Genomic DNA, 19,454 nt, shown 5'->3' on the forward strand with positions numbered 1-19,454 from the left:
GCAAAACCAGGAGACATTATGCTTTCTACCTTACGGATCGCCGCGGTTTCCGCGGCGGTCGTCGCTATTGTCACGACGTCCACCGCGGCCTTTGCCCAGAAGAAATACGACACCGGCGCGACCGACACCGAGATCAAGATCGGAAATATCATCCCCTACAGCGGACCGGCATCCGCCTACGGCGTGATCGGCAAGACCGAAGAAGCCTATTTCAGGATGATCAACGATCAGGGCGGCATTAACGGCCGCAAGATCAACTTCGTCACCTACGACGACGCCTACTCGCCGCCGAAGGCGGTCGAGCAGGTGCGCAAGCTGGTCGAGAGCGACGAGGTGCTCGCCGTGTTCAATCCGCTCGGCACGCCCTCGAACACCGCGATCCAGAAGTACCTCAACGGCAAGAAGATCCCGCAGCTGTTCGTCGCCACCGGCGCGACCAAGTGGAACGATCCGAAGAACTTCCCGTGGACCATGGGCTGGCAGCCGAGCTACCAGAGCGAGGCGCAGATCTATGCCAAGTGGCTGTTGAAGGAGAAGCCCGACGCCAAGATCGCGGTGTTCTATCAGAACGACGATTTCGGCAAGGATTACCTCAAGGGCACCAAGGACGGACTCGGCGCCAAGGCTGCATCCATGATCGTCATGGAGGAAAGCTACGAAGTGTCCGAGCCGTCGATCGACGGGCACATCGTCAAGATCAAGGCCGCCAACCCGGATGTGCTCCTGATCTACGCCACGCCGAAATTCGGCGCGCAGACCATCAAGAAGACCGCCGAGCTCGGCTGGAAGCCGCTGCAGATCATCACCAACGTGTCGGCTTCCGTCGGCAGCGTGATGCAGCCGGCCGGCTTCGACAACGCGCAGGGCGTGCTGTCGGCAGCCTACGCCAAGGATGGTGCCGATCCGCAGTGGAACGACGATCCCGGCATGAAGAAGTGGCTTGCGTTCCTCGACAAGTACATGCCGGGCGCCGACCGGACCGATGGCAGCATCGTCTACGGCTATGGCGCGGCGCAAACGCTCGCGAAGGTGCTCGAAATGTGCGGTAATGACCTCACCCGCGCCAACGTCATGAAGCAGGCAGCGAGCCTGAAGGACTTTGAGCCCGACACGCTGTTGCCCGGTGTCAAGATCAACACCTCGGCCGCCGACTTCGCCCCGGTCGCTCAGTTGAAGATGCAGCGATTCAAGGGCCAGAAATGGGAACTGTTCGGCGAAATCATTTCCGGCGACGTTCCCGCCGACTAGAGTCTTTCCGGTTCTGATTGAATCAGAACCGGAGCTCTGTTGACGCGTTTTTCTTCAAGCGAAGCCGTATCCCCTTCGCTCGAAAACGCTACAGCGCCGCGCAAAGCTGCGATGAACGACGAGCCCCCGCGACTTTGGTCGCGGGGGCTTTTTGTTGACGCTCCGTCCCGAAGGTATTGAAATGAACGAACCAAGAAAACGACGTGGGGAACCATGACTGCAGTACGCCCGACCCTGATCGCGCTCTCCGTAGCGCTCGCGCTGATTGCCACAAGCTGCGGAACCGCTGAGGCCCAAAAGAAATACGACAGCGGCGCCAGCGACACCCAGATCAAGATCGGCAACATCATGCCCTATAGCGGTCCCGCCTCGGCCTATGGCGCGATCGGCAAGACCTTGGCCGCCTACTTCAAGATGATCAATGCGCAGGGCGGCATCAGGGGCCGCAAGATAACCTTCATCTCCTATGACGATGCCTATTCGCCGCCGAAAACGGTGGAGCAGGCGCGCCGCCTGGTCGAGGGCGACGAGGTGCTGCTGTTGTTCAACACACTTGGCACCGCAACGAACTCCGCGATCCAGAAGTACATGAACACGGAAAAAGTCCCGCAACTGTTCGTCGCCTCGGGCGCGTCCAAATGGAACGACCCCGAGAACTTTCCCTGGACGATGGGCTGGCAGCCGAGCTACCAGGACGAGGCCCATATCTATGCGAAATACCTGATCAGGGAGAAGCCCGGCGCCAAGGTCGCCGTACTCTATCAGAATGACGACTTCGGAAAGGACTATCTCAAGGGCCTCAAGGACGGTTTCGGGGACAAGGCGTCGATGATCGTTGCCGAGGAAAGCTACGAAACCTCGGAGCCCTCGATCGACAACCACGTCGTCGCGCTCAAGGCCGCCGGCGCCGACACGTTCGTCAGCATCACGACGCCGAAATTCGCGGCGCAGGCGATCAAGAAGATCGCCGAGATCGGATGGACACCGCTGCAGATCATCTCGAACGTCTCGACCTCCGTCGGTGGCGTGATGCAGCCGGCCGGTTTCGAAAACTCGCAGGGTATCCTGTCGGCGGCCTACGCCAAGGACGGCGCAGATCCGCAATGGGAAAAGGATCCCGGCATGCAGAGATTCCTTACCTTCCTGCAGAATTACTATCCGGAAGGCAACAGGCTCGACAGCTCCGTGATCTTCGGCTACGGCGCGGCGCAAACGATGATGAAGGTACTCGAGATGTGCGGCGACGACCTTACGCGCGCCAACGTCATGAGGCAGGCGGCGAGCCTGAAGGATTTTGTGCCGGATACGCTGCTGCCGGGCATCACCATCAATACGTCACCGACCGACTTCGCGCCGATCGAGCAGTTGCAGCTGATGCGCTTCAAGGGCGAAAAGTGGGAGCTGTTCGGAGACGTCATGTCCGGCGGTCTGGGCCATTGATATTCCGCAGCGCGGGGGCAGCCGCCCCTTTCATGTTCGACGAAAAGACCGCCTCCCGCGACATCATCCCGGGGGGCTTTTTGTTGCTGGCATCAGGTGAAAGGTATTCAATGCGGGAAGGAGCCGCAAAGCGCTCCCAATCCAAAAACACCACACATTCACCGTGATCCAAGGGAGATCAAAATGCCCGCTATTGGCTTGCGACTGGGGGCCTTTTCGGCTGCCCTCGCACTGCTCGCGGCGACCGTGACCCCATCTGCCGCGCAGAAGAAATACGACGTTGGCGCCTCCGACAGCGAAATCAAGGTCGGCAACATCATGCCGTATAGCGGAGCGGCGTCCGCGTATGGCGTGATCGGCAAGACCGAGGAGGCCTACTTCCGCAAGATCAACGCCGAAGGCGGCATCAACGGCCGGAAGCTCACGTTCATCAGTTATGACGACGCCTATACGCCACCGAAGACGGTGGAGCAGGCGCGCAGGCTCGTCGAGAGCGATGAAGTTCTGCTCATTTTCAACTCGCTGGGTACGCCGCCAAACTCGGCGATTCAGAAATACATGAACCAGAAGAAGGTGCCGCAGCTCTTCGTCGCCACCGGCGCCACCAAGTGGAACGATCCGAAGGAATTTCCCTGGACCATGGGCTGGCAGCCCAACTACCAGAGCGAATCCATCATCTACGCGAAGTACATCCTGAAGAACCATCCGAATGCCAGGATCGCGGTGCTCTACCAGAACGACGATTACGGCAAGGACTATTTGAAGGGATTCAAGGACGGGCTCGGCGCCGAGGCAGCCTCGCTGATCGTCGCAGAGGACAGCTACGAGGTGACGGAGCCGACCATCGACTCCCACATCGTCAGGCTCAAGGCTTCCGGCGCCGACGTGTTCTTCAACATCACGACGCCGAAATTTGCGGCGCAGGCGATCAAGAAGAACGCAGAGCTCGGCTGGAAGCCGCTCCACTTCCTCAACAACGTTTCGTCCTCGATCGGCAGCGTGATCAAGCCTGCGGGCTTCGAGAATGCGCAGGACATCATCTCGTCGCAGTACCTTAAGGATCCGACCGATCCGCAGTGGAAGACCGACGCCGGCATGATCGCCTGGAACCAATTCCTGGACAAATACTATCCGGAAGCCAACCGCGCGGACGCCTTCGTGATGTTCGCCTACACTGTCGCCCAGGGTCTCGTGCACGTGCTGAAGGCCTGCGGCGACGACTTGACCCGCGAGAACGTCATGAAGCAGGCGGCCAGCATCCGTGACCTCGAGCTCGGCGGACTGCTGCCGGGCATCAAGGTTAATACCTCCGCGACCGATTTCGCACCGCTGTCGCAACTGCAACTGATTAAGTTCAAGGGCGAGACCTGGGAGCGCTTCGGCGAAATCCTGAGCGGCGACGTCGGCGGTTGAGCCCCGGGGGTGATCGACTAAAGGCGCAGCCCCTGCGGCCTTGCCGCAGGGGCTTTCATTGAGACGGCCCGCCCAAAAAATGATAATCACTGCAACAAACTAAGAGCCTTCCACAAGGAGGCCACAGCACATCAGCCTGAAAAAACAGGGAGAGAAACCTAAATGTTCGCTACCAGGAAACTGGCGGCCCTTTCGGCCGCGTTCGCGATCGTCGCCGCATGGAGCAGCGCGGCGCTTGCCCAGAAGAAATACGACCCCGGCGTCTCGGACACCGAAATCAAGATCGGCAACATCATGCCCTATAGCGGCCCCGCGTCCGCCTACGGCATCATCGGCCGCACCGAGGCCGCCTATTTCAAGAAGATCAACGAGGCCGGCGGCATCAATGGCCGCAAGATCAATTTCATCTCCTATGACGACGCCTACTCGCCGCCCAAGGCAGTGGAGCAGGCCCGCAAGCTCGTCGAGAGCGACGAGGTGCTGTTCATCTTCAACTCGCTCGGCACGCCGTCGAACTCGGCGATCCAGAAATACATGAACGCCAAGAAGGTGCCGCAGCTCTTCGTCGCCACCGGCGCGACCAAGTGGAATGATCCGAAGGATTTTCCGTGGACGATGGGCTGGCAGCCGAATTACCAGAGCGAGACCCAGATCTACGCCAAGTACATCCTGAAGAACATGCCGAACGCCAAGATCGCGGTGCTGTTCCAGAATGACGACTACGGCAAGGACTATCTGAAGGGACTCAAGGACGGACTCGGCCAGAAGGCGTCGAGCATGATCGTGGCCGAGGAAAGCTTCGAGACCTCGGAGCCCACAATCGACAGCCATATCGTCAAGCTGAAGGCGAGCAACGCCGACGTCTTCATTGACATCGCGACGCCGAAATTCGCGGCGCAGGCGATCAAGAAGGTCGCGGAGATCGGCTGGAAGCCGACCCACTTCCTCAACAACGTGTCGGCCTCGGTTGGCGCCGTGATCCGGCCTGCCGGATATGAGAACGCACAGGATATCATCTCCGCCGCCTATCTGAAGGACGCCTCCGACAAGCAATGGGACAGTGACGCCGGCATGAAGGAGTTCTACGCCTTCATGGCCAAGGACTTCCCCGAAGGCGACAAGCTCGACGGCGGCACCGTGACCGGCTACGGCGTCGCCCAGACGCTGGTCCAGGTGCTCAAGCAGTGCGGCGACAACCTCACCCGCGAGAACGTCATGAAGCAGGCGGCGAACCTGCGCGACTTCCGCACCGAGGTGCTGCTGCCCGGCATCAAGATCAACACCGCTCCGAACGATTTCGCCCCGATCAGCCAGCTCCAGCTCCAGAAGTTCAAGGGCGAGAAGTGGGAACTGTTCGGCGACGTGATCAGCGCCGACGTCGGCGGCTGAAGCTTTTCCGCATCGTGAAAATCCGGCCCCCTGCGATCCAATCGCAGGGGGTTTTGCTTTGCCTTTCGTTTGCTATCGCTCTATCGGAAGGACCGAAAGACGCCGAACCGCTTACACTTCTGCCGACGATACGCTAGGTATCGAACCGGGGAGCCAACAACGGACGCGTCCTCGAAGGGCGCAGTTTAGGAATCCGGAGATCCGCAAGATGTCCATGCCGTTCCGATACCTTGTCGCAACCACCCTTCTCGGCCTCGCCGTCGCGGCCGCGAGCGGCGGCGCCGCATTGGCGCAGAAGAAATACGACACGGGCGCAAGCGACACCGAGATCAAGGTCGGCAACATCGTGCCCTATAGCGGTCCGGCCTCGGCCTACGGCGTGGTCGGCAAGGCGATGGCCGCCGTATTCAAGAAGGTCAACGACGACGGCGGCATCAACGGGCGAAAGATCAACTTCATCTCCTATGATGATGCCTATTCACCGCCGAAGGCGGTCGAGCAGGCGCGCAAGCTCGTCGAAAGCGACGAGGTGCTGTTCCTGTTCGGTACTCTCGGCACTGCCTCCAACACCGCGATCCAGAAATATCTCAATGCCAAGAAGGTGCCGCAGCTCTTCGTCGCCACCGGCGCGACCAGATGGAACGACCCCAAGGCCTTCCCCTGGACCATGGGCTGGTTGCCGAGCTACCAGAGCGAGTCGCGCATCTACGCAAAATATCTGACCAGGGAGAAGCCGGCCGCGAAGATCGCGGTGCTCTACCAGAACGACGATATGGGCAAGGACTATCTCAAGGGCCTCAAGGACGGGCTTGCCGCCGATCCCTCGCGCGTTGTCGCGGAGGAGAGCTATGAGGTCGCCGAACCGACCATCGACTCGCATGTGGTTCGGCTGAAATCCTCCAACCCCGACGTGATCATCTTCTTCACGACGCCGAAATTCGGCGCGCAGGCGATCAAGAAGGTCGGCGAGATGAGCTGGAAGCCGGTCACGATCGTCTCCAACGTGTCGGCCTCGACCGCGACCGTGATGCGCCCAGCGGGACTGGAGAATTCGCAAGGCGTGATTTCGGCGGCCTATGCCAAGGATGCCAGCGATCCGCAATGGAAGGACGACCCCGGCATGAAGGCGTTCGACGAGCTGCTCGCCAAATACATGCCCGACACCAATCGCGTCGACGCCTCCGCGATGACCGGCTACAACATGGCCACCACGATGGTCGAGGTGCTGCGCCGCTGCGGCGACGACCTGACCCGCGTCAACGTCATGAAACAGGCGGCGAGCCTGAAGCAGTTCGCGCAAGGGGGCTTGCTGCCCGGCGTAACGCTGACCACGGGGCAGGACGACTTCCAGCCGATCGAACAGTTGCAGCTCATGCAGTTCAAGGGCGAGCGTTGGCAATTGTTCGGCGACGTCATCAGCGGCGAAGTCGCCGGCAACTAATTCCTGGACGAAAGCATCACCATGACCGACCGACGTTCCTTCCTGCGTTCCATCTTCGACGCCGCGGTGGCGGCCGCGCATCCCGACGTCGTGCTGGCGGCGCGGCTGCGGCCGGTGCCGAAAGGACGGATCATCTGCCTCGCCGCCGGCAAGGGCGCCGGCGCAATGGCTGCGGCGGCGGAGCGGCACTATCTCGACGCGCTCGAGCTCGATCCGTCGCGGCTGGTCGGCATCGCCACCACGCGCCACGGCCATGGCGTGCCGACCCGACGTATCAGGGTGGTCGAGGCCGGCCATCCCGTGCCCGACGAGGCTGGACTGAAGGCAGCCGACGATACGCTGCGGCTCGCGGCGGAGGCGACCGCGGAGGACCTGCTGCTGGTGCTGCTGACCGGCGGCGGCTCGGCGAACTGGATTGCGCCGGTCGAGGGCGTTTCCTTTGCGCAGAAGCAGCAGGTCAACCGCGCGCTGCTGCGCTCCGGTGCGCCGATCGGCGAGATGAACACCGTCCGCAAGCACCTGTCGCGGATCAAGGGCGGGCGGTTGGCGCGCGCCGGCCAGCGCGCCGCCGAGATCGCGACGCTCGCGATATCGGACGTGCCCCATGACGATCCCTCCGCGATCGCGTCCGGGCCGACGGTGCCTGACACGACCACGCTCGCGGATGCCCGCGCACTGGTCGCAAAGTATAATCTCTCGGTCGACGACGCCGTGCGCCGCGCGCTCGACGATCCCAAAAACGAGAGCTGCAAGCCTGATGATCCCGCCTTTGCCCGCGCGACATTCGAGCTGCTGGCGAAGCCGAGGGCGTCAATCGACGCCGCGGTGAAGGTCGCGCAGGCTGCCGGCTATGAGACCATCGCGCTCGGCGCGGACCTCGAAGGCGAGGCGCGCGAGGTTGCCGCGGAGCACGCCCGGCTGGCGGTGAAGGCCCGCGGCGAAGGCAAGCGCGTCGCGATCCTCTCGGGCGGCGAACTCACCGTGACCGTGCGCGGCAACGGCCGCGGCGGCCCCAACCAGGAATACGCACTCGCGCTCGCCGACCTGCTGAAGGATACGCCGAACATCTCGGCGCTTGCCGGCGACACCGACGGTGCCGATGGCGGCGCCGGCAGCGCCACCGACCCGGCCGGCGCGCTGATCGACCAGGCGACGTTCGCGAAAATGAAATCGCTCGGGCTCGATCCCAAGGCGTATCTGGAGAACAACGACGCGACGGGATTCTTTGCGCAGACCGGCGATTTGCTGCTGACGGGCCCGACGTTGACGAACGTCAACGATGTCAGGGTGATCCTGGTGGATCAGTAGGGCAACTCTTCGCGCATGGCACAGCCTGATTCATCGGGAGCCACGCGACCAGCAGTCCCGCCGCTTCAATCGCCTTGCGTGAAGTAGCCCTCATCATCGGGGAGCGAGGGCGGACCATGCGCGGCACCCTTCACGGCCGCGAAAGCATCGATCATGAACAGGGGTTTGGCGCTTTCCCTGGCAAGCTGCTCGATGCGCTTTTGCAGCTCCGCGACCTTCGAAGGATTGCTGTCCGCGAGATTGGCCTTTTCGGAGGGGTCTTGCGGGATGTTGTAGAGTTCGAGCGCGGAGGGAAGCGGCGTTCGCCAGATCAGCTTCCAGTCGCCGATGCGCACGCCGCCACGAAACGGTTCGATGTTGTAGACGATTTCCTGCCGTGGCGAGGGACCGCCCATGCTGATGGCCGGCCAGACATCCATCCCATCCAGCGGCTTTGCCTTGGCGAAGCCGGCTCCTGCGAGCCCGGCGAGCGTGGGATACATGTCCACCACGTGCATCATCTCTTTCACCTCGCCGGGCTTGATACGTCCAGGCCAGTTCGCAAGCGCTGCAACACGCGTGCCGCCTTCGTACAGCGTGCCCTTGCCGCCGCGATAGGGACCATTGTCGGCGGGCAGCTTCAGTTTCGAGACGTCGCTATCCCCGGCAAGGAGTGCGGTCTGGTTGCCACCATTGTCGCTCATGAAAACGATCAACGTGTTATCGCGCATGTTCTTCTTTTCGAGCGCGGAGATCAGCTTGCCGATTTCGTCGTCCATGCACGTGATCATGGCGGCGTAGGCGCGCCGTGTCGGATCCTCGATATGCTGGTATCCGTCGACATATTCCTTTGGGGCCTGATACGGCGAATGCGGAGCCGTGAAGGCCAGGTAGAGAAAGAGCGGCGTCCTGGGATCATGCGCGTTGACCTGCGCGACAGCATCGGCGCCCCACAACTGGGTGACGTAACCCTGCTCCTGCACCGGTCGGTCGTTGCGGTACCAGTCGAGCACGTTCGCCGATGAGTGGGTGTAGTAATCGACCTCGCCGACCATCGATCCATAGTGATAGTCGAACCCGCGCTGACGCGGCCAGAACTTGCGGTCGGCATGTCCCAGATGCCATTTCCCCACCATGAGGGTCCGATAGCCTGCTTCCCTGAGCGCTTGGGGTAGCAGCCATTCGTCGGTGGGCAGGCCGTATTTGCTGGGCGTGGGAATGACCAGGGTCTGGAGGCCGTACCGGCAGGGATACCGGCCTGTCATCAAGGCTGCACGGGTCGGCGTACACATCGGCTGAACGTAGAATTGCTCGAGCCGAGCTCCATCCTGCGCCAGCTTGTCGATGTTGGGGGTCTTGATATCGGAGCCGTGGAACCCGACGTCCTTCCATCCCAGATCATCCGCGACAATGTAGACGATGTGCGGCTGTCGCGAGGGCAATTGTGCCATCGCCGGCCTGATGCTCGCTGGAGCCAGCCAAGCAATGGACGCGGCGGCGACGGCGGAGCTTCCATTCAACAAGAGATCGCGGCGGCTGATGCCATCGGTGCTCTGCGGGCGTGGCGATTTGTCAGTGGGCCGGCAATTCATTTTGTCTCCTCGGAGTAGTGGGAGCCATGGGAGAGCTCTGCGAGATCGACGGACCTCACCGACGTATCGGCCGTGGTTGACCGAAGACGTCGTCTCGCGATCCCGCGGGACGAGAGGTCAGCCGTTCGCTGACCCTGCTCGTGGTTGTGCCTAGAATTTATAGCCTATGCGAGCCGTAACCTGATTGTTGCTCAGGTCCTGCTTCAGCCCGATCGTGCCGAGGTTCAGCACCGGAATCGGATACACGAATGACTTGGATTGATATTGCGAGTAGCGATACTCCAGGCCCGTAAACCAGTGGTTCGAGAAGGCGTAGTCAATACCCGTGCCAACGGTCCACCCGACGCGCGTGTCGTCGCTTCCGATTGTGATACCTGTCGTTGGGATCAACGTCTCGGTCGAAATGAAGGCGGCACCGCCCGTCACATAGAACAGGGCGCGATCGACCGCATAGCCTAGCCGCCCACGCACCGAGCCGCCCCATTTGCTGTGCGCGGTGAGAAAATCTCCTGTGACCGACGTGTACCTGATCTTGCCGACAGTCCAGCCCTCGAACTCGCCTTCGATGCCGAGAACCACATTGCCCATCTGGTAATTGTAGCCGGCCAAAAATCCGTAGCTCAGGCCGTCCTTGCCGGACGCAGCCGTGACGACGAACGGCGTCCCCAACAACACCGCCCCAGTGGTGTATTCAGGATCGGTCCGGATCCATCCGAGCTCGCCGCCCAGATAGAAGCCGGTCCACGAAAATACCGGTGAAGGAACAACGGGCGCAGGGGACTCCGGACGGGCGGGTAAATCGGCGGCCATGGCGGACAGGCTGATGAAGCTTCCGACGGCGGCAAATAAAGCGGTAAAGGTTGAGTGCAATTTGATGGCCTCCAAAAAATAGACTGCTATTGAACCTTCACGTTCTCGACCTTCTCGATGGCGGCCGCACAGTCCTTCGAAACGTTGGACTTTTCCGCGACGAGACAGGCCGCGACGCGGCCCTTGCCTGGCTGAATCTTTCCGCACTTGGTCGCGATGTCCGTGCGGCAGGCGCTCAGAGCTTCCTTCAAGGCATCGTTTGACGCCTGCAGCAACAGGACCGCATCCGCGAGATCGTAGGCGCAACCCGGACCGATCTTGTCCTCATGGGCCTGCATGCAGTAGATCACGCGCCCCTCGCCCGGCGTGACCGTGGCGCAGTACTTCTTGATGTCCTTTGCGCAGGATTTTTCCAGCTTCGCCACCTGGCCAAGCAGCCGGTCGACGAATGTCTTGGCAATATCGGACTGCGCATGAGCGACCGGGACGGCGCCGTAGCCGATCAGGAGAAGAGCCGCCGATTTGACCAGAGTGTGCTTCAGGATTCTCATCGATAATCCTTTGATGACTGAGGGGCAGCGTTCCCTGTGTTCGAGATTGGACGCCAAGGCCGATCGTCCGGGCGTCCTTATCGCGGCACCCAATTCAGGGTGAGACCTGAAACGCCAAGCGACAGATTGACCCCGATGGATCCTTCGACTGAAAGCGGCTGCAGGGAGATCGAGCGGTGCGATCCACCGACCAGCACATTGGCGCCCACGCCTACGCCCACGCCGATCGAGCCGGATGCCCCCACATAGGTCCCGGCGAGAGCGCCACGCATCGGACCACTGGTTGGCGCGATCACACCCCAGGCCAAAGCGCCACCGGCCGTGATTCCGATATCGAGGCCGATATTGTTCATGACGCCGGTATAAAACTCGGGCGCGCCGCCATTGTCCGGGACGTAGCGGCACGACATGCGCTGCCTGGAGCCGATGATCAGTCCGATCGATGGCGAAAGTTTGCAGGTCAGCACTCCCGCCTTGGTACCCTGCGGCTGGGCAAGTGCAGGGAAACTGCACAATGATGACAAGGCCAAGGTCGCCAGCAAAGCCGCAATGCAAAAACGAAATCTGGACATGAGGATGTTGCCCTCCCGAGACACCGCACCTGTAAATTCCAGGTCGGCCGGCCCCCGCTTAGTTCTTCTCGGCCTTGAGAATGATATCGATCGCCTTGATTACCGTGATGTCCTGATGTGCCTTGCAGTATACGATGACGTTGTGGATGTTGTCCTTTACGCGCGGCACATTGATCGCGTGCTTTTTAGCTAGTCCATTATACCAGCCGCTGTACCAGACACCGAGAAAGTCGGCATCTTCCTGATATGTACCGGCCAATTGCGCGCAGGTCAGTTTTTGGACGTCGATGTAGCCCTTTGCGTCGGCATATTTGGAAAGCTCGGTCTGCGCGGTCGCACCGCACACGCTGAGGATCAGTACCGATATGGCCATGGCGAGTTGGCGGCTCATCGTTCAGTATCCCTTTTCAATGATGGCTGGGGCTTACTCACTTCCGGCGTTGTGGCGGGATCCCGCGCCCGAATAAAAAACTTCCACAAAAATGCGTATGATCTTGCATCCCTCAAATTGACTATTCGGTCAATTTGAGATGAATGTCAACATCGAAATGGGAACCGAAGAGGGTTCGCTGGGTTTTCTGGTGGTGAAGATTGATCGAGCGAGGCGCGCCGAAATTGGGCGCGCAAGAAGTGCGCGGACCCGCGAGCAGTTGCTCGGCGCGGCGCGCTCACTTTATGCGAAGCAGGCGGTTGAATCCGTAACGGTTGAGGATGTGGTACGCGAGGCAGGCGTTGCCAAAGGCACTCTGTATGTTCATTTCAAGAACATAGAGGCCGTTCAAATGGCAGTCGCGGACGAGCTGACAGAGACGTTCGTGGATCTATTGCAGCCGCGTCGCGCGATCTTTGACCCTGTCGAACGAATTGCGGATGGGTGCTACACGTTCCTGCATCAGGCGGCCGTCAATCCCAAGTGGGGAGGCCTTGTTGCCCGGTACGCCTGGTCATTTCCCACCGTAGGAAGCAAGGCGCGGGGCCTTCTCGCCGACGATTTGCATCAAGCTGCGCGCAAAGGCCGAATCTCCGAAATATCACCTGATCTCGGCACCGCGATCGTCGTCGGAATCGTTCTCCAGGTGATGCGGTCGGCGAGCGAGGGAAATTTGCGGAGCTCGGACATGCCCTCCGCCGTCGTGGCCATCCTGCGGTCGCTCGGTGTCTCTGGTCGCGAAGCAACTCGCGCCGTGAAGCATATCGTTCGAGACAGCAACAAAGGCCAAGCGCAGTAAGCCAATGCTTGGAGGCTGAAACGCCGGAGGCGACAATTGAGCCGATGCGCGTGGCAAATGCCGTCAGGTTCGACCACGCATCCGCCGACCAGGCAATCCACTCCTCCTCCCGATGGAGATTTGGGTTGCCTCGCGTGCAATGACGACAGATAGCGGTGCTCAAAACTCCCGCGCGAGCTTCGCCAGCATCTCCAGCATCGCCGCGTGATTGGCGGGGCCGAGAACCTCCATCAGCCGCGCCTCGTGCTTGCTGGAGACGAGCTTTTTCGCCCGCGCCAGCACCGCGCGGCCCTTGTCGGTCAGGACCAGGATGTGGGAGCGGCGATCGTTGGTGGAGCGCATCCGCGCGCAAAGGTCGCGGCCTTCGAGCCCGTCGAGCATGGCGACGAAATTCGGGCGGAGGATGCCGAGCGTATTGGCGATCTCGGTCTGGTTGCGGCCGGGATTGTTGTCGAGCAGCAGCAGCACCGAAAATTGCGCTGGCGTAAGCTGCAACGGCTCAACGCAGCGCAGGAAGTCCTCGAACACTTTGAGCTGGGCGCGCTTCAACGAATAGCCAAGCAGTCCGGACAGTTCGCCCAGTTGCAGCATGCTGTCGTCCAAGGCAGGATCGACCGGTTCCTTGCGCAGGGAACGGGATGGCCTGACGGCGTCGGCGGCAGTCTTGGAAACAGTCATCGCTCCAGGCTCGCAATCCCGGTACAAAGATCTCCGCAGCGCCCCGCGGCCTTGAGATTATATTTGATAATTGTTATTCACTATATCAAATATCGGCGGAATTCAACACCCGATATCGGCTGGCCTCGGCCTTTCGCTTTGGTTGCGGCGGCCCGACGCTTGAGGGGGAGCGCTCGGTCTTGAACACGACGATCTTGCTGTTCCTGCTGCAGGACGGCGTCACCAATGGCGCGATCTACGCGTTGCTCGGGCTGGCCCTGGTGCTGGTGTTTGCGGTCACGCGGGTAATCCTGATTCCGCAGGGCGAGTTCGTCACCTATGGCGCGCTGAGCTACGCCATGCTGGCGACCGGGCAGGTGCCCGGCACCGTGCGGCTCGCGGTCGCGATGGGCATCGTCGCCTTCGGCCTCGATCTGTTCTTTGCGCGCAAGGCGCTGCGTGCGCGGCTCGTCTTGCGTTCGGCCGCGCTCAATATCGCCTTCCCCATAGCGTTACTCGCCGTCACCTATGCGGTCGCCGGCCCCAAGACGCCGATCGCGGTCAACATCGCGCTATCGCTTCTGATCGTCGCGGCGATCGGGCTCTTCCTCTACCGCATCGCATTCCAGCCGATTGCACACACCTCGGTGCTGGTGCTCCTCATCGCGTCCGTCGGCTGCCACCTCGCGCTGCAGGGACTGGGGCTGGTGTTCTTCGGCGCCGAAGGCCTGCGCGGCCCTGCGCTGTCAAACGTCGCGTTGACCGCGGGTCCGCTGCGCTTCACCGGCCAGAGCCTTGCGGTCTACGGCCTGACGATTGCCTTCATCATCGCGCTGTGGCTGTTCTTCGGCTACAGCAAGACCGGCAAGGCGCTGCGGGCGACCGCCGTCAATCGGCTCGGCGCCCGCCTCGTCGGCATTCGTACCACGCTGTCGGGCCAGATCGCGTTCCTGCTCGCTTCCGTCATCGGCGCGATATCCGGCATCCTGATCGTGCCCATCACGACGCTCTACTACGACACTGGATTCCTGATCGGCCTGAAAGGCTTCATCGCCGCGATCATCGGCGGCCTCGTCAGCTATCCCCTCACCGCGGTCGCTGCCATCCTGGTCGGCATCGTCGAGGCGTTCTCATCGTTCTATGCCAGCAATTTCAAGGAAGTCATCGTGTTCACGCTGATCCTTCCCGTGCTGGTGCTGCGCTCGCTCGCGGCGCCCGCAGTGGAAGAAGAGAAGGATTGAGCGCGGTGACGCAACGGCTTCCTCTCGTCATCTTCGCAATTGTCATCGCGGTGATCCCGTTCATTCCGGGCATCCCCCCGTTCTGGATCGTGCTCCTGGACAATATCGGCCTCGCCGCGCTGGTTGCGATGGGGCTCGTGCTGCTCACCGGCGTCGGCGGCCTCACCTCGTTCGGCCAGGCCGCCTTCTGCGGCTTCGGCGCCTACACCACGGCGGTATTGACCACGGCCTATGGCGTCTCGCCCTGGCTGACACTGCCGGCCTCGCTGCTGGTCAGCGGCATTGCCGCCGTGCTGCTCGGCATCGTCACGGTGCGACTGTCCGGCCACTACCTGCCGCTCGGCACCATCGCCTGGGGCATCGGCCTGTTCTATTTGTTCAGCAAGCTCGAATTCCTCGGCCGCAATGACGGCATCTCCGGCATTCCGCCGCTCTCGATCGGCGGCTTCAGGATGCTGAGCCCCGACACGATCTATTACGCGATCTGGATTGCGGTGCTGATCGCGGCGATTCTCACCATGAACCTGCTGGATTCCCGCACCGGTCGCGCCATCCGCGCCCTGCGCCGCGGCCATGTCGCGGCCGAGGCCTTCGGCGTGCAGACGCCGCGCGCAAAACTGCTGGTGTTCATCTATGCCGCGGTGCTGGCCGGCCTGTCCGGCTGGCTCTATGCGCATTTCCAGCGCGCGGCCAACCCGACGCCGTTCGGCGCCCAGGCGGGCATCGAATATCTCTTTATCGCGGTGGTCGGCGGCGCGGGCTACGTCTGGGGCGCAGTGCTCGGCGCCGGCATCGTCGTGATCCTCAAGGAGGTGCTGCAAAGCTATTTGCCCTACATTTTCGGCGGCCAGAGCCAGCTGGAGACGATTGTGTTCGGCATCATGCTGGTGCTGCTGCTGCAACTCGCGCCCTCCGGGGTCTGGCCGTGGCTGATGTCGCGGCTGCCGTTCAAGCCCGCGCGCAAGACGCCGGACACATCGCTGAAGCTGCCGGCCCGCGGACGAGCGCCGGCGACGTCCGGAGTGCTGCTTCACATCGAGAAGGCACGAAAGCAGTTTGGCGGCGTGGTCGCCGTCAACGATGTCTCCTTCGAGGTGAATGCCCGAGAGATCGTCGCACTGATCGGTCCGAACGGTGCCGGAAAGAGCACCACGTTCAACCTGATCACCGGCGTGCTGACCGCCACCAGCGGCAAGATTTTCGTGCTCGGCAAGGAGGTCGAGAACGCGCCGCCGCAGGAGGTGGTCAAGCTCGGGGTTTCCCGAACCTTCCAGCATGTCAAGCTGGTGCCGGACATGACGGTGCTGGAAAACGTCGCGATCGGCGCGCATCTGCGAGGGTCCTCCGGCGCGATCTCCAGCATGCTGCGGCTCGATCGCGCTGACGAGGCAAGATTACTCGCGGAAGCCGCCCGGCAGATCGAGCGCGTCGGCCTGTCCGACCAGATCGACCAGCTTGCGGGCTCGCTCTCGCTGGGCCAGCAGCGCATCGTCGAGATCGCGCGCGCGCTCTGCGTCGATCCGATGCTGCTGCTGCTCGACGAGCCCGCCGCGGGCCTGCGGCATTTGGAAAAGCAGCGTCTCGCTGCCCTGTTGCGCCAGTTGCGCGACGGCGGCATGTCGGTGCTCCTGGTCGAGCACGACATGGGCTTCGTGATGGATCTCGCCGACCGCATCGTGGTGCTCGATTTCGGCACCAAGATCGCGGAGGGCACGCCGGCCGCGATCAAGGCCAATCCCGACGTGATCAAGGCCTATCTCGGAGCCGCCGCATGAGCGCGCTGTTGACGGTTGCCGATGTCCACATCTCCTACGGCAAGGTCGAGGCCGTGCGCGGCGTATCGCTCGACGTCGGTGACAACGAAATCGTAACCATCATCGGCGCGAACGGCGCTGGCAAGACCACGCTGCTCAACGCCATCATGGGCATCCTGCCGCTGAAGGGACGCACCACCTTCGCCGGCATCGACATGGCGCAATCAGACATCGAGGATCGCGTCGCGTCCGGTCTGAGCCTCGTGCCGGAGCACCGCGAATTGTTCGGCACCATGAATGTCGAGGACAATCTGCAGCTCGGCGCGTTCCGGATCGCCAAGGCAACCGCCGCGACCTCGCTCGAAAAGGTCTACACGCTGTTCCCGCGCCTCAAGGAGCGACGCAAGCAGCTCGCCGGCACGTTGTCCGGCGGCGAGCAGCAGATGCTCGCCATGGGCCGCGCGCTGATGGGCGCGCCGAAGCTGCTGATGCTGGACGAGCCGAGCCTCGGGCTTGCCCCCATCATCGTCGCGGACATTTTTCGAACCGTCAGCGAACTTCGCACCGCCGGCGTCTCGGTGCTGCTGGTCGAGCAGAACGCCCAGGCTGCCCTGCAAATCGCCGACCGCGCCTATGTGATGGAGCTCGGCGAATTCGTGCTCAGCGGCACGGCAAAGCAGATCGCCTCCAACAAACGCGTCGCCGCGAGCTATCTCGGCTTTCAGCACGAAGGCGAGAGCGCGATTTAAAGCATGATCCGGAAAAGTGCACAGGCTGTGTTAGAGAACAGCGGCGGGTGGCGGATGGCTCCTGTCCTTTTGGCTGCCGCTGCAATTTCGGTCCGTCATGGGACGGTCACAACCTGATGCCAACCTTGACCTGGAAAGGGACGACCGGTTTTTCACCGCTTTAGTGGTCTTCGCCAGGATCGGATCGACGGCATTGGCCGTGGTGGCTCTTCTCCGCTGACTGCCCCCGGTAACCTCGCCGAACCCCGTCCAGTTTGCCGCAACCTTACGCAAGCGGCCTAGGCCCTTCGCAGGCATTTATTTTTCATGTCAGCCTGGTCCCAGTCCGGCGCAAAAGCAGACACGTCAATATGGGCGCGATGAACCATGACCGGACACCTGGCTGGTCACCAAGCGCCAGCACCCTCTAGCTGTTCCGAATAATTGACGCTACACCATGCGCATGTGACATGTGACCTAATTCATTCGACCGCGCTACGGACGAAGCCATGATCTGGAATTCCGTGCCTCTGATGACGGCTATCGATCTCCTGATCATAGCGGTTGCCGTCTATGGCGTATGGCGTTGCCGGCGGATCAGTCCTGGAAAGCGCTTCGGACGGACGCGGATCAGTCTGCTGCTGATCAACTCGGGGCTGTTGGCCCTTGCTTCATTTTATGCGGCCGATCTCGCGATCATGCACGTCCTTCCCAGGTTCACCGCGATGGACGAAGCAATGGTGGCCATGGAGGCTCTTCATCGCAACCTCAGCTGGCTTGTCACTCTGTTCGCGGTGGCTTCCATATCTATCGGCTTCGTCGAACTCCTCGTCGAGCTTCAAGGACGGGAAGCGAGGGTGCGTCGCCTGATCGACGCCAACATCGTCGGTATCTTCATCTGGGGTCCTGACGATCGGATCGTTGACGCGAATGACGCCTTTCTCCGCATTACTGGCTACAGCCGCGACGATCTCCTCTCCAAGCGCTGGACGGAATTGATTCCCGCCGAAACGCGCAGTGTCGACAAGCAACGCCTGTCCAAGCTAACGGCGTCCGAAATGATCCATCCATACGAGACGGAATACGTCCAAAGAAACATTGGTCATGTGCCGGTCCTGGTCGGAATGACGATGTTCGAAGGAACGCCAAAGGAAGGTGTTGCCTTCGTGCTCGACCTGACCGACAGCAAGAAGGCAGCACTCGCGCTCCGCGAAAGCGAGCAACGGCATCGCCAGATTGGGCTGGAATTAGCGCACGCAAACCGCGTTTCCGCAATCGGCCAGCTGTCATTGTCGATTGCGCATGAAGTCACCCAGCCGATCACGGCCACGGCGGTTAGTGCTGAGAGCGCATTGCGATGGTTGAGCACCGAGCCACCCAATCTCGCGAAGGCAAAAGAGGGACTCGGACGGATCGTCAATGACGTCAAACGCGCCCAGGAGATCGTCGATAGAATACGTTCCTTCATCAAGAAGACCCCTCCGCGAAGGGACGCGCTAGCTATCAACGAAGCGATCCTCGAGGTCGTTGCACTGATCCGACACGAAGTGGCCAAGAACCATGTCTCCGTTGAGACGCAGCTCACTGAGGGGCTACCGCCTGTTCAAGGGGATCGAGTCCAATTGCAACAAGTCATCCTCAACCTGATCATGAACGCAGTCGAAGCGATGAGTGACTCAGACAAAAGAACGCGACAACTGCTAATCAACACCGACAAAGCGAACCAGAAGGAAATACGCATCGTGGTGCAGGATTCGGGCCCCGGCATGGCGCCCGAGAGCATCGATCGAGTCTTTTCTCCCTTCTACACGACCAAGCCTAGCGGGTTGGGAATGGGCCTCTCGATCTGCCGCTCAATCATTGAGGCGCACGAAGGACGATTGTGGGCGACCGCGGCCGAGCCGACAGGAACTGCTTTTGCATTCACGTTGCCTGTGCGTCCCGACAACCCGTTGTGATCTCGCGACGCGGAGGCCGCGTCGGCGGGCTTCGGCGCTGGCGTTTCCGCGTCGTCATGGCCGGGCGTGGCGCGTCTGTGGGAAAACCGATGAAGCGGTCCGACCCCGCCAGCAAATGCGATCGCCCTGTCCTTCAGGGGATGA

General features: G+C 61.5%; 17 protein-coding genes. 11 read left to right on the top strand and 6 right to left on the bottom strand.

Features of this window, described 5'->3' with window-relative positions:
• The first annotated feature begins 18 nt into the window (after window positions 1-18).
• The 6 genes from JQ553_RS01505 (at window position 19) to JQ553_RS01530 (ending at window position 8,239) form a co-directional block, all read left to right on the top strand.
• Window positions 19-1,248 (top strand): ABC transporter substrate-binding protein, encoded by a 1,230-nt coding sequence (locus JQ553_RS01505; protein WP_212498109.1) that lies wholly within the window; start codon window positions 19-21, stop codon window positions 1,246-1,248.
• Between the two features lie 213 nt (window positions 1,249-1,461).
• The gene (locus JQ553_RS01510) at window positions 1,462-2,688 is read left to right on the top strand and encodes an ABC transporter substrate-binding protein (RefSeq protein WP_212498110.1); all 1,227 of its coding nucleotides are present in this window, start codon (window positions 1,462-1,464) and stop codon (window positions 2,686-2,688) included.
• 183 nt (window positions 2,689-2,871) lie between these two features.
• Complete coding sequence (locus tag JQ553_RS01515) at window positions 2,872-4,101, top strand: ABC transporter substrate-binding protein (protein WP_212498111.1); 1,230 nt, start codon at window positions 2,872-2,874, stop codon at window positions 4,099-4,101.
• 162 nt (window positions 4,102-4,263) lie between these two features.
• The gene (locus JQ553_RS01520) at window positions 4,264-5,490 is read left to right on the top strand and encodes an ABC transporter substrate-binding protein (RefSeq protein ID WP_212498112.1); all 1,227 of its coding nucleotides are present in this window, start codon (window positions 4,264-4,266) and stop codon (window positions 5,488-5,490) included.
• A gap of 208 nt (window positions 5,491-5,698) precedes the next feature.
• Window positions 5,699-6,931 carry an ABC transporter substrate-binding protein gene (locus JQ553_RS01525; protein WP_212498113.1) on the top strand — a complete coding sequence of 411 codons (1,233 nt, stop codon included), beginning with the start codon at window positions 5,699-5,701 and terminating at the stop codon, window positions 6,929-6,931.
• 21 nt (window positions 6,932-6,952) lie between these two features.
• Entirely contained in the window at window positions 6,953-8,239 is a 1,287-nt protein-coding gene (locus JQ553_RS01530) for a glycerate kinase (RefSeq protein ID WP_212498114.1), read from the top strand.
• Between the two features lie 65 nt (window positions 8,240-8,304).
• Here the strand turns inward: JQ553_RS01530 and JQ553_RS01535 are convergent, their stop codons facing one another.
• The 5 genes from JQ553_RS01535 to JQ553_RS01555 form a co-directional block, all read right to left on the bottom strand.
• Window positions 8,305-9,810 (bottom strand): arylsulfatase, encoded by a 1,506-nt coding sequence (locus tag JQ553_RS01535; protein WP_212498115.1) that lies wholly within the window; start codon window positions 9,808-9,810, stop codon window positions 8,305-8,307.
• Between the two features lie 150 nt (window positions 9,811-9,960).
• Window positions 9,961-10,695 carry an outer membrane protein gene (locus JQ553_RS01540; RefSeq protein ID WP_212498116.1) on the bottom strand — a complete coding sequence of 245 codons (735 nt, stop codon included), beginning with the start codon at window positions 10,693-10,695 and terminating at the stop codon, window positions 9,961-9,963.
• An 11-nt stretch (window positions 10,696-10,706) separates the two neighbouring features.
• Window positions 10,707-11,171, bottom strand: coding sequence for a cysteine rich repeat-containing protein (locus tag JQ553_RS01545; protein WP_212498117.1), 465 nt, complete (start codon window positions 11,169-11,171; stop codon window positions 10,707-10,709).
• Window positions 11,172-11,248: 77 nt separating this feature from the next.
• The gene (locus tag JQ553_RS01550) at window positions 11,249-11,743 is read right to left on the bottom strand and encodes a DUF992 domain-containing protein (RefSeq protein WP_212498118.1); all 495 of its coding nucleotides are present in this window, start codon (window positions 11,741-11,743) and stop codon (window positions 11,249-11,251) included.
• Window positions 11,744-11,801: 58 nt separating this feature from the next.
• Entirely contained in the window at window positions 11,802-12,134 is a 333-nt protein-coding gene (locus tag JQ553_RS01555; protein ID WP_212498119.1) for an HdeA/HdeB family chaperone, read from the bottom strand.
• A 139-nt stretch (window positions 12,135-12,273) separates the two neighbouring features.
• Between JQ553_RS01555 and JQ553_RS01560 the strand changes: the two genes are divergently transcribed.
• Entirely contained in the window at window positions 12,274-12,972 is a 699-nt protein-coding gene (locus JQ553_RS01560) for a TetR/AcrR family transcriptional regulator (protein WP_212498120.1), read from the top strand.
• Window positions 12,973-13,131: 159 nt separating this feature from the next.
• Here the strand turns inward: JQ553_RS01560 and JQ553_RS01565 are convergent, their stop codons facing one another.
• A complete protein-coding gene (locus JQ553_RS01565; RefSeq protein WP_212498121.1) occupies window positions 13,132-13,650 on the bottom strand; it encodes a MarR family winged helix-turn-helix transcriptional regulator in 519 nt (172 codons plus the stop codon).
• A 179-nt stretch (window positions 13,651-13,829) separates the two neighbouring features.
• On the opposite strand from JQ553_RS01565, the gene JQ553_RS01570 reads away from it, so the two are divergent.
• The 4 genes from JQ553_RS01570 to JQ553_RS01585 all read left to right on the top strand — a co-directional run bounded on the left by JQ553_RS01570 (window position 13,830) and on the right by JQ553_RS01585 (window position 19,310).
• Window positions 13,830-14,870 carry a branched-chain amino acid ABC transporter permease gene (locus JQ553_RS01570; protein ID WP_212498122.1) on the top strand — a complete coding sequence of 347 codons (1,041 nt, stop codon included), beginning with the start codon at window positions 13,830-13,832 and terminating at the stop codon, window positions 14,868-14,870.
• Window positions 14,871-14,875: 5 nt separating this feature from the next.
• Window positions 14,876-16,645 carry an ABC transporter permease subunit gene (locus JQ553_RS01575; protein WP_212498123.1) on the top strand — a complete coding sequence of 590 codons (1,770 nt, stop codon included), beginning with the start codon at window positions 14,876-14,878 and terminating at the stop codon, window positions 16,643-16,645.
• A complete protein-coding gene (locus tag JQ553_RS01580; RefSeq protein WP_212498124.1) occupies window positions 16,642-17,373 on the top strand; it encodes an ABC transporter ATP-binding protein in 732 nt (243 codons plus the stop codon). Before JQ553_RS01575 ends, JQ553_RS01580 begins: the two co-directional genes overlap by 4 nt.
• Window positions 17,374-17,861: 488 nt before the next feature.
• On the top strand, window positions 17,862-19,310 hold the full coding sequence (locus tag JQ553_RS01585; RefSeq protein WP_212498125.1) for a sensor histidine kinase: 1,449 nt from the start codon (window positions 17,862-17,864) through the stop codon (window positions 19,308-19,310).
• Window positions 19,311-19,454 lie beyond the last annotated feature (144 nt).

It is taken from the genome of Bradyrhizobium lablabi (assembly GCF_018131005.1).
GTDB lineage: Bacteria > Pseudomonadota > Alphaproteobacteria > Rhizobiales > Xanthobacteraceae > Bradyrhizobium > Bradyrhizobium lablabi_D.

What these genes read in the sequence shown, in the direction of transcription:
- JQ553_RS01505 (WP_212498109.1), top strand. Translation starts at nt 19, where the DNA reads ATGCTTTCTACCTTACGGATCGCCGCGGTTTCCGCGGCGGTCGTCGCT.
- JQ553_RS01510 (WP_212498110.1), top strand. Translation starts at nt 1,462, where the DNA reads ATGACTGCAGTACGCCCGACCCTGATCGCGCTCTCCGTAGCGCTCGCG.
- JQ553_RS01515 (WP_212498111.1), top strand. Translation starts at nt 2,872, where the DNA reads ATGCCCGCTATTGGCTTGCGACTGGGGGCCTTTTCGGCTGCCCTCGCA.
- JQ553_RS01520 (WP_212498112.1), top strand. Translation starts at nt 4,264, where the DNA reads ATGTTCGCTACCAGGAAACTGGCGGCCCTTTCGGCCGCGTTCGCGATC.
- JQ553_RS01525 (WP_212498113.1), top strand. Translation starts at nt 5,699, where the DNA reads ATGTCCATGCCGTTCCGATACCTTGTCGCAACCACCCTTCTCGGCCTC.
- JQ553_RS01530 (WP_212498114.1), top strand. Translation starts at nt 6,953, where the DNA reads ATGACCGACCGACGTTCCTTCCTGCGTTCCATCTTCGACGCCGCGGTG.
- JQ553_RS01535 (WP_212498115.1), bottom strand. Translation starts at nt 9,810, where the DNA reads ATGAATTGCCGGCCCACTGACAAATCGCCACGCCCGCAGAGCACCGAT.
- JQ553_RS01545 (WP_212498117.1), bottom strand. Translation starts at nt 11,171, where the DNA reads ATGAGAATCCTGAAGCACACTCTGGTCAAATCGGCGGCTCTTCTCCTG.
- JQ553_RS01550 (WP_212498118.1), bottom strand. Translation starts at nt 11,743, where the DNA reads ATGTCCAGATTTCGTTTTTGCATTGCGGCTTTGCTGGCGACCTTGGCC.
- JQ553_RS01555 (WP_212498119.1), bottom strand. Translation starts at nt 12,134, where the DNA reads ATGAGCCGCCAACTCGCCATGGCCATATCGGTACTGATCCTCAGCGTG.
- JQ553_RS01560 (WP_212498120.1), top strand. Translation starts at nt 12,274, where the DNA reads ATGAATGTCAACATCGAAATGGGAACCGAAGAGGGTTCGCTGGGTTTT.
- JQ553_RS01565 (WP_212498121.1), bottom strand. Translation starts at nt 13,650, where the DNA reads ATGACTGTTTCCAAGACTGCCGCCGACGCCGTCAGGCCATCCCGTTCC.
- JQ553_RS01580 (WP_212498124.1), top strand. Translation starts at nt 16,642, where the DNA reads ATGAGCGCGCTGTTGACGGTTGCCGATGTCCACATCTCCTACGGCAAG.
- JQ553_RS01585 (WP_212498125.1), top strand. Translation starts at nt 17,862, where the DNA reads ATGATCTGGAATTCCGTGCCTCTGATGACGGCTATCGATCTCCTGATC.